Raw genomic sequence first — 10222 nt, forward strand, 5'->3', positions numbered from 1 at the left:
ATGAAGCAAATTTTGGGCGTCTATAGTTTTGTTGCTTTAATTCTGCTCGCTGTTTTGAGTTTGCTGAGTTATTCCTCAGGTGCTGGCTATATTTATGTTTTGTGGCGTGATATTCAAATCCAGACCAATATTTGGGTGGTGGTTTTCTTCTTCCTGTTGTTGAGTTTTATGGTGCATAGCACTTGGTATTTGATGAAGCGCTATCTGAATCAAGAGCGCCGTAAATTGGAAAATACCTTTAGTTTTAGCTGTTTGCATCCTTATGAACAATTGGGTGTGGTTTGGTTACTCGAAGGTGAAAGTGAGAAACAAGAATTTATTCAAGAAGTGTTTAATCAATCTGGTTTGTTAAAAAATATTATTCAAGCTCGGTTGTTATTTCGTGCTCAGCATTATACTGAAGCGTTAACTGCTTTGGAGCAGAGCTCAACAGCAGCTTTTGAGCTCGCGGAGGTACAACGCATTAAAATTTATTTGGCAGAAAATCAAGCACAGCAAGCACTGACACATTTAGAGTTTTTGAGTGGACATGAATTATCACCGTGGTTAAAGCAAGTCAGTCAAGCCTATGCGCATAAATTACAAAATTTATGGGGAGCATTTGCGATTAAATTTCCATTTGAATATTTACACTCGACGCAGTTTGCTGCCTTATTAAATGAAGAAACACAACGACTTTGGTTGACTGAATTGCTTTCTAAGCTCGAAACGGCTACAGCGAAAGAAAATGAACTGATTCAACAACGTTATCTACTTGCGGCTGAGCATTTGACAGATTTGTCTTATGAGATAAAGGTATTGTGGTTGAAAGTATTAACTCATTATCCTGAAATGAGTCAACAGCATCAAAATTTGGCATTGCAATTATTAAATGAAAAATTTGATCAGGATGTATTTTATTTATTATTCCAGCATTATTTATTACGCCAGAACCCAGATTATGAATATATTGAACAACAAATCGAGTATTTAGAAACTAAGTATTCAGGTATTCCTGTATTTGCATTTGCGAAGTGGCATATCTATAACGCTACTGGTAAAACTCAACAAGCAGAACAATTGTTATCACTTTATCCCGATGATCCATTGATGAATTATTTGAGAATTAAGTCCACTTTAAATGGTAATGATGATTTAATTTTACAGTTAAATTCGATTTTTGAAAATGATGCAAATTTTGTGAAATTTAAAATTTAAGGGTTATATATATGTTGGAATTATCAAACTATCCAATTGTTTATGAGCAAAAAGTCGCATGGGGAGATATGGATGCATTTGGACATGTTAATAATGTGCAATATTATCGTTATATAGAAAGTGCACGTATTGCATATTTTGATGCCTTAAATGTATTGGCTGAAGATATATTAACAGTGGTTGCATCAAGTCAATGTAAATACTTAAAACCTGTGTTCTATCCAGATCAATTAAAGATTTATACACGTATTGAAGAAATGCGTAATAGTGCGATTCGTATGCATTATGTTTTATATAGCATGCAACAAAACCAAGTTGTAGCAGAAGGTGAAGCTGTTGTAGTCTTTGTGGATAAAATCGAAATGAAAAAAACCACTATTCCAGTTATTTTAAGACAAAAAATAATTGATTTAGAAAATCAAAGTGGAAATAACTTAAAATAATATACATCCTTAAGATTAGTAAAAAGTGTCCTTTAGAAATGCTTTATTTGGGTTTTGGATATAAAAAGTCAAGATTACTTATTAAGTAAGGAATATGGTGTATATTAATTATTCATGTATAATCAAAATAACTTTATTTTTTTTGTTGATTTTATGTGAATGAATAAAGGGTTTAGTATTGCTAATTAATATTATTAAAAATATTATAATAGCGGAATTATTTTGAATAATTATTAAGAATTGACTATGGAGTTAATATGATGCCTGATATTAGTGATCTTTCGGTAGAAGAGTTAGAGCGTTTAGCAGCACAAGCTGAAGCCTTGATTGAATCAAAAAAAGATCAAAAAATAGAAGATGCTTATAATAAAATTATTGAAATTGCAGAAGCTGCGGGTCTAACTTTAGAACAGTTCATCGAATATGGTACGCATAAACGTAAAAAGACAACGCGTAAAGCCGTTGAACCACGTTATCGTAACAAAAACAATGCAGCAGAAACATGGACTGGACGTGGTAAACAACCTCGTTGGTTGGTCGCGGAAATTGAAAAAGGCGCTAAATTAGAAGATTTCTTGATCTAATCTTCATGTAAATGTCATGCAAAGTCCCTAAAATCTAAAGAACCAAGCAAAACTGCTTGGTTTTTTTATAAGAGTCAATTGGAGATACTCGAAAATTATGCATAATGTGTAGTCATAACTCAGGCATCATCTTGCATGGAAGAATAAATGAATATGTGTTGGTATGGCTAGATGAATAAAAAATCAAAACAGTTAACATGGTGGATTCTTGGCATTGTTGCCTTTTTCATTTTTGTATTATTACAAGTACCTGCGACGTGGTTAATTTCTAAATTTTATAAAAACAATCAAATTTTACACAATGTCAGTGGCAATATTTGGCAAGGTCAAGCAGATTGGCAGCAAGGCAATTTACGCGGCTCAGTGACTTGGCACACACGTCCTTTTGATTTGATTTTGTTGCGTGCGGGTGCAAATGTTGAAATTCATAGTGGGCAAACACAGCTTAACGGTGTTGCAGCATATGGTTTGGGTAAGCGAGTCACCATTAAAAATATGACGGGACAAATTTCACCAGAAACACTGAAAAGCATTGTTGATTGGCAATGGCCCGTCAATGCCATTCAACTTAAAGATGTCAGTTTTAAGTTTAAGCAAGAGACAGGTTTTAGTGAAAGTGATGGTCAACTACAGTGGGCGGGTGGTGAGTTAATTTACACCTATGCTCAGCGCCAAGATCGTATGAATATGCCATCGTTGAATGGTCAACTGAAGGATGAAGCAGGTAAACTGATTTTTGATATTCAAGATCAACGTAGTCAAAAAATGGTCAATATTACTTTAGATCCCACAATGATGCTCGATGTGCAATTGACACAACGTTTTTTGTTAAATGTCCCTTCTTATGATGGTAAAGCTGGTTTAGATACTTATGTAATCAGTAGTCGTCAGCCTTTGTTGCAAGGAGGCTCATAACCATGAATTTTCAACAACACCTTGAACATATTTCGTGGAAAAAGCTCGATAAACTTGCGCCTGTGGTTTTATTGTTATTGATTTTGGCAGTCGCTTGGAAATTGGCTGCAATGTTTTGGTGGGTGATTGCACCTCCTCAAGTGATACAGCCAGAAGCGGTGCAGCTAGGGGCACAACAACCCCAAGTTCCGAATATTTCGAGTTTTGCACTATTTTATGAAGCCAATAAAAGTGAAGCCGCGGCGGATGAAACTATTCCAATGCAATTGCAAGGCGTGGTTGTAGGTTATCCAAGCCGAAACTCCTCAGCTGTAATTAAGGTTAATGAAGTTGCAGACCGTTTTATTGTTGGACAGAATATTGACAACAGTGGCTATGAATTGTCAGAAGTATATTGGGATCGGGTCATTTTACGTCAGGCAAGTGGTGCAACTCGAGAATTAAAATTTAATAGTTTAGGTAGCTTGTACCAACCTATTGAGCCAAATCAATCGGGTTCAGCAAGTGTCGCACCACTCCAACAAGATGTACAGCCTGCAACAGAGCCTTCACCGAGTAATAGTCAAAGCGCACTGACTCAAGCCATTGAGAAAATGAATCAAGACAAAGATCAATATTTAAAAAATATGGGCGTCAATACACAAGGTGGACAGGGCTATGAAGTGACAGATCAAACGCCTGCGGCGCTGCGTAACAAATTAGGCTTGAGGTCGGGTGATCGTATTATTTCTCTTAATGGACAAGCTGTGGGGCAGGGACAAAGTGATATACAACTGTTAGAACAAGCCAAACGTGATGGTAAAGTAAGAATTGAAATTAAGCGTGGTGATCAGGTGATGACCATTCAGCAAAGTTTGTAAGTGATGAGAACTACAAATAAAATTAGGAAAGATAATAAGTTATGGCTTTTTTGAATCATCGACCAGTTTGGGCTCTTGTAGTCGCTGCTCCTTTAATGACGGTTATCAGCACAGCAAGCCATGCACAAACATGGAAAATTAACTTACGTGATGCAGATTTAACTGCTTTTATTAATGAAGTCGCAGACATTACAGGGAAAAATTTTGCAGTTGATCCGCGTGTGCGTGGCAACGTTACGGTGATTTCAAATAAGCCGCTGAATAAAAATGAAGTTTATGACTTATTTTTAGGTGTACTTAATGTTAATGGGGTGGTTGCTGTGCCATCAGGTAACACCATTCGCCTTATTCCTGACAGTAATATTCGCAACACGAATGTGCAGTACGACCCGCGAAATAATGCACGTGGTGATCAAGTCGTAACACGTGTGATTTGGCTAGAAAATACCAATCCAAATGATTTGATTCCTGCTTTACGTCCACTGATGCCCCAATTTGCCCATATGGCAGCCATTCAGGGAACAAATGCTCTAATCGTGTCAGATCGTGCAAGTAATATTTATCAGATTGAAACGATTATCCGTAACTTAGATGGTACGGGGCAAAATGACATTGAAGCGATTACCCTGCAATCGAGTCAAGCCGAAGAAATTATAAGTCTGCTTGATTCGATGGCAGCGACAGGATCTTCTAAAGATTTTGCTGGTTCTCGTGTGCGAATCATTGCAGATAAACGAACGAATCGAATTATTTTAAAAGGTGATCCGACATCACGTAAACGTTTGCGTCACATGGTAGAAATGCTGGATGTACCTTCAGCAGATCGTTTGGGTGGCTTGAAAGTCTTTAAGCTAAAATATGCCAATGCAAAAAACTTATCTGAAATTTTACAAGGACTGGTTACAGGTCAGGCTGTGAGCTCAAGCAATAACGGCAACAATAATAGCAACAATAGCTCAATCAATAACTTAACCAATAACAATACAAATGGTTCATCGCTGAGTAATAGCTCAAGCGCTTCAAGTGCGACAGGTTCATCGATTAATTTAAACAGTAATACTTCAAATAATAATCAAAATAATATCAGCAGCTTTAATGCCAATGGAGTCAGTATTATTGCTGACAGCACGCAAAATGCCTTGATTGTAAAAGCTGAACCGCAGCTTATGCGAGAAATTGATGCTGCGATTCAACAACTTGACATACGTCGTCAACAAGTTTTGATTGAAGCAGCCATCATTGAAATAGAAGGCAACGATACAGATCAACTTGGCGTGCAATGGGCAATGGGGGATTTGAGTACAGGCGTAGGCTTGATTAACTTCTCTAATGTCGGGTCGAGTTTAGCAAGCTTAGCAGCAGGTTATTTGACAGGTGGTGCAGCAGGCATTGGCGCAGCAATGGCTGGGAACAGTAATCAAGGTGCAGGTACATCTCTAATCTTAGGAGATTATCGAGAAGGTGCGAATGGTTCTCGTAAACTTTATGGCGCGATGATCCAAGCACTCAAAGAGAAAACCAAATCCAATTTATTATCTACACCGTCTATTGTGACGATGGACAATGAAGAGGCTTATATTGTAGTGGGGGAAAACGTTCCATTTGTGACGGGTTCTGTCAGTACAGGAAGTGGCGGCACAGTCAATCCATATACTTCGATTGAGCGTAAAGATGTCGGGATTACCTTGAAAGTAACCCCGCAAATTGGAGAAGGTGGATCAGTGCGACTTGCAGTTGAACAAGAAGTCTCAAATGTGAATCAAAGTCGTGGACAAGCAGCGGATTTGGTCACCAGTAAACGTGCGATTAAAACCACGGTCTTGGCAGATCATGGGCAAACTATCGTTTTAGGTGGTTTAATTGCAGATAATAGCGTGACTGGGCGTCAGTCAGTACCTTTCTTGGGTGCGATTCCGGGTTTAGGGCGTCTTTTTAGATCAGACAATAATAGTAATCAAAAACGTAACTTATTGATCTTTATTCATCCAACCATTGTCGATGATAATACGGATGTGCGCCGTTTAACTCAGCAACGTTATGACCAACTCTATGGTTTGCAATTGGCAATGGATAAAGATGGTAACTTTGCTAAATTGCCTGCCAATATAGAAGATGTGTATCAACAACGTCTACCATTGACCTCTAATCCACAAAATCAGCCAAAAATTATTCAGCCTACTCCTCAAAATTATCAACAGGTTCCGTCGGGTGGTGCACACAAAGCCGTCACTACACCTGTTGCAGAAGATCAATCTAAAATTCAGCAGCAAAGGGTCAATTAAATCTTGAGTTAACTTCACTTTGGCGATAAAGATTGTAGAATTCAGTTTGTATGATCGTGGTTAAGACTATTAAAAACTGAATTTTGCATGTTAATATGCTTTTGAATCAGAATGAGAAGATCATCATGACTTGGAAATTAAAGGCAATTAGTGCAGAACTTGAAGGGAAAGAGGTTTCAATTGACAAAGACATGTTAGTTGGTCGCCATCAAGAGGCTGATATTTTATTGCAAGCGGCAGAAATTTCACGTCGCCATGCTGCTTTTTTAGTAAAAGATGATGCACTTTGGGTTCAAGATTTGAAATCTTCTAATGGTACATTTGTAAATGATATTCGTATTGATGAACAAAAATTGTTAAAAGATAATGATATTGTTCAATTTGCTAGTCTAAAATTTCATGTCTATGCACCTGCTGTTCAGGTGGAGACTGTGCCTGAAATCGTTGCGCCTATGGTCACTGCTGACGTTGAGGAAATTATTCAACCTGCTGAAGCAATTGCTACCTCAGAGATTAAACCACCTGTGGTAGAGGAAAAAATTGAAAAAGAAAAAACCGCAGCAGAAAAAATGAATGAACAGGGGATGCCTGAACTTTCATCACGAGATGAACATGTGCAACTGTCACGTGATGGTATGCCAACCAATATCGGTGTGCCAAAACCTGCGCCAATCCCTGCCAATGTAGACATCCATGCACCAGTACCAGAAGCGTGTGAAATTAAAACACCTGAAGTTTGTGTTGAGAAAGAAGTAGAAACCCAGAAAAATGCAAAAGTTGGACTCATTACCATTATTACTTTGGTCATTTTGGCGGTGATTGCTTGGCTATTCTTTAAATAAGCCTTGTTTCAACCTACAATCAAGGCATGCAATCGCATGCCTTTGTTTTATCAGTGATCAGTGGATGTAAAAAGATGAATGTTGCAAAGTTGGATCAGCGAGAACTTATTTTATTTGATTTGGATGGAACCTTAGTTGATTCAGCATTTGATCTCTATCGTGCGATGAATTTAAGTCTGGCACGTTTGGATTTACCTTTGGTGACTGAGGCGCAAGTGCGGGTTTGGATTGGTAAGGGAACATCATTATTTTGTGAAAGTACCTTGCAATATCTAAAAGGTGAAGTTGATCCTGATTTGCATCAACAGCTTTTGGCTACATTTTTAGAAATTTATAATGCTGAACCTTGTGTAGATACCAAAGCATTTGATGGTGTTCTTGATTTTTTAGAGTGGGGGTTGAAACACAATAAAAAATTGATTTGTGTGACCAATAAGCCTGAGCAACCCGCTCGAAAAATTTTACAACAATTGAAAATGGATCACTATTTTATAGATGTGATTGGCGGTGACCGTTTTGCAGAACGCAAACCTGATCCGATACAGTTAAATTATTGTATAGAACATTATCAGTCTAGTGCTGATAAAACCTTAATGATTGGTGATTCGAGTAATGATGTTGCAGCAGCACGCCGTGCCCAGGTCGATTGTGTTGTTTTAAGCTATGGTTATAATCATGGTGAGGATATTCAGTTATGTCAGCCACAACAGGTGGTCGATAATATGATGGAATTGCTGCGTTAAGTGAATGTAAACCCTGCAAAATAAATTGATGACAAAGGAAAGAGGAATGAACAGTAAAAAAGTTTTTCGATGGCGATACTAAGTAAGATTTTTATTTTAAGCCACTGAGTAAAATCGAAAAAGAGAACTTCCTGATGACGACATTAAATCAATTTGAACAATTAAAAACAGCAGGCTACAACCTTATTCCTGTCTATCGCCAACGTCTTGCAGATACAGACACGCCTTTATCTGTATTTGCCCGACTCAAAGATCACAAACAAGCTTATTTATTTGAATCTGTAGAAGGTGGTGAGAATTGGGCGCGTTATTCGATTATTGGTTTGGGGGAATCAACGGTTTTTTCCTGTAATGCAGGGCAACTCACCATTCAACAAGCCAATGGCGATATACGTCAGCAGACATGCTTAGATCCCTTTCAATATATTCGAGACTTTCAAGCACAGTTTAAGGTGCCACCACATGACCTTATTCCAGATTTACCACAATTTACTGGAGGCCTGGTGGGGTACTTTGGTTATGACTCAGTGCGCTATATCGAGCCACGATTAAATAACGTGCCTGAAGCAGACCCGGTGGGCTTACCTGATTTATGGATGATGCTGTCTAAAACTGTGATTGTCTTTGATAATTTAAAAGATACCTTGTTTTTGATTGTACATGCAGATGTCAATGATGCAGATGCTTATCAAAAAGCACAGCAACAACTTGATGAACTTGAGACTTTACTGGCAACGCCAATCAGCTTACAAGCCAAAAAACATACTGCACCGCATTTTGAATCATTAACAGGTAAAGAAAACTACCTTGCTTCGATTGAAAAGGTTAAAGAGTACATCCGTGCAGGCGATGTGATGCAAGTAGTACCTGGGCATCGTATGGTGTCAGATTTTGATGGTGAGCCTTTGCAGGTGTATAGAGCCTTACGTCATTTGAATCCATCGCCTTATTTGTTTTTGGTGCAAGGGCAGACGTTGGAAAATAATCAACCGTTCCATATTGTCGGTTCTTCCCCAGAAATTTTATCTCGTTTAGAAAATGGCATTGCCACAGTGCGTCCACTTGCTGGGACTCGCCCACGCGGTAAAACCAAAGAAGAAGATCTAGCACTTGAAAAAGATTTATTGTCTGATGAAAAAGAAATTGCTGAACATTTAATGTTGATTGACTTAGGGCGAAATGATGTTGGTCGTATTTCAAAAATAGGCAAAGTGCAAGTGACTGATCAAATGGTGATCGAGCGCTATTCACACGTTATGCACATTGTGTCCAATGTACAAGGCGAAGTGCGTGATGATGTAGATGCTTTGGATGTTTTTAAAGCAACTTTCCCTGCAGGTACGCTGTCAGGTGCACCAAAAATACGTGCAATGGAAATTATTGACGAAGTCGAGCCTGTAAAACGTGGAATTTTTGGTGGTGCTGTTGGTTATTTAGGCTGGCATGGTGAAATGGACATGTCGATTGCGATCCGTACCTGCGTAATTCGTGAAAATAAGGTCTATGTACAGGCAGGAGCAGGCTTGGTTTATGACTCAAATCCTGAATCTGAGTGGAATGAAACCCAAATAAAAGCTCGCGCAGTGATCAAAGCGGTTGAATTATCATCAAATGGATTGATTTTATAGGTTTTTAGCGATTTTTTTAAAAAAAACACTTGCAAGGATTTTTCTTTTTGCTAAACTGCACACCGTTCCGATACGAAAGGTACGAAACAAAAGAAACGCCGGCATAGCTCAGTTGGTAGAGCAACTGACTTGTAATCAGTAGGTCCACAGTTCGAATCCGTGTGCCGGCACCATCTAAAGTTTTGTAATGTAATAGTAAAGGTTCAACACTGAAAGTAAGTGTAATTGGTGGGATTCCCGAGCGGTCAAAGGGAGCAGACTGTAACTCTGCCACGAAAGTTTCGAAGGTTCGAATCCTTCTCCCACCACCATTAACTTCGATTGAAGTGGTAATTACCAACATTTAGCGGGAGTAGCTCAGTTGGTAGAGCGGTAGCCTTCCAAGCTACATGTCGCGAGTTCGACCCTCGTCTCCCGCTCCATCGAAGATGATTGCTCTTATAGCTCAGTGGTAGAGCACTCCCTTGGTAAGGGAGAGGTCTCGAGTTCAAATCTCGATAAGAGCTCCAGATTACAGTTTAGTAGATTATTCTACAAAAATTCAAAAAGCAGGCTTATTAGTCTGCTTTTCAAGTATTGGGTGTCTGGTTTTTAGACAATATGTCGATGGGTTGTATTAGAACTGTGTTCGACGTAAACGAGGAAAATAAACATGGCTAAGGCTAAGTTTGAACGTAATAAGCCACACGTAAACGTGGGCACAATCGGTCACGTTGACCATGGTAAAA

The 10222-nt window shown here is 38.6% G+C and carries 9 protein-coding genes, 4 tRNA genes and 1 pseudogene; all 14 read left to right on the top strand.

From position 1 onward, the window contains the following. The gene (locus tag HX129_RS11030; protein WP_286434650.1) at positions 1–1197 is read left to right on the top strand and encodes a heme biosynthesis protein HemY; all 1197 of its coding nucleotides are present in this window, start codon (positions 1–3) and stop codon (positions 1195–1197) included. Between the two features lie 11 nt (positions 1198–1208). Beyond that, positions 1209–1640 (top strand): acyl-CoA thioesterase, encoded by a 432-nt coding sequence (locus HX129_RS11035; RefSeq protein WP_130074516.1) that lies wholly within the window; start codon positions 1209–1211, stop codon positions 1638–1640. Positions 1641–1897: 257 nt separating this feature from the next. Next, complete coding sequence (locus HX129_RS11040; protein WP_130074517.1) at positions 1898–2224, top strand: H-NS histone family protein; 327 nt, start codon at positions 1898–1900, stop codon at positions 2222–2224. 171 nt (positions 2225–2395) lie between these two features. Further along, positions 2396–3139, top strand: a complete 744-nt coding sequence (gspN, locus tag HX129_RS11045) for a type II secretion system protein N (RefSeq protein WP_130074518.1) — start codon at positions 2396–2398, stop codon at positions 3137–3139. Positions 3140–3141: 2 nt separating this feature from the next. Next, on the top strand, positions 3142–3999 hold the full coding sequence (locus HX129_RS11050; protein ID WP_286434651.1) for a type II secretion system protein N: 858 nt from the start codon (positions 3142–3144) through the stop codon (positions 3997–3999). A 41-nt stretch (positions 4000–4040) separates the two neighbouring features. Then, entirely contained in the window at positions 4041–6281 is a 2241-nt protein-coding gene (gspD, locus tag HX129_RS11055; RefSeq protein WP_286434652.1) for a type II secretion system secretin GspD, read from the top strand. A 125-nt stretch (positions 6282–6406) separates the two neighbouring features. Further along, positions 6407–7123, top strand: a complete 717-nt coding sequence (locus HX129_RS11060; protein ID WP_130074521.1) for an FHA domain-containing protein — start codon at positions 6407–6409, stop codon at positions 7121–7123. Between the two features lie 74 nt (positions 7124–7197). Further along, positions 7198–7866 carry a phosphoglycolate phosphatase gene (locus HX129_RS11065; RefSeq protein ID WP_286434653.1) on the top strand — a complete coding sequence of 223 codons (669 nt, stop codon included), beginning with the start codon at positions 7198–7200 and terminating at the stop codon, positions 7864–7866. Positions 7867–8000: 134 nt separating this feature from the next. After that, positions 8001–9494, top strand: coding sequence for an anthranilate synthase component I (trpE, locus tag HX129_RS11070; RefSeq protein WP_286434654.1), 1494 nt, complete (start codon positions 8001–8003; stop codon positions 9492–9494). Between the two features lie 97 nt (positions 9495–9591). Then, a tRNA-Thr gene (locus tag HX129_RS11075) sits at positions 9592–9667 on the top strand. Positions 9668–9721: 54 nt separating this feature from the next. Continuing rightward, positions 9722–9805, top strand: a tRNA-Tyr gene (locus HX129_RS11080). A 35-nt stretch (positions 9806–9840) separates the two neighbouring features. Continuing rightward, positions 9841–9916 (top strand) — tRNA-Gly (locus tag HX129_RS11085). Between the two features lie 12 nt (positions 9917–9928). Beyond that, positions 9929–10003, top strand: a tRNA-Thr gene (locus HX129_RS11090). 143 nt (positions 10004–10146) lie between these two features. After that, positions 10147–10222 (top strand): annotated as a pseudogene (locus HX129_RS11095) (hypothetical protein); the annotation flags it as partial.

This window comes from Acinetobacter sp. 251-1 (genome assembly GCF_030329305.1).
Lineage (GTDB): Bacteria > Pseudomonadota > Gammaproteobacteria > Pseudomonadales > Moraxellaceae > Acinetobacter > Acinetobacter piscicola_A.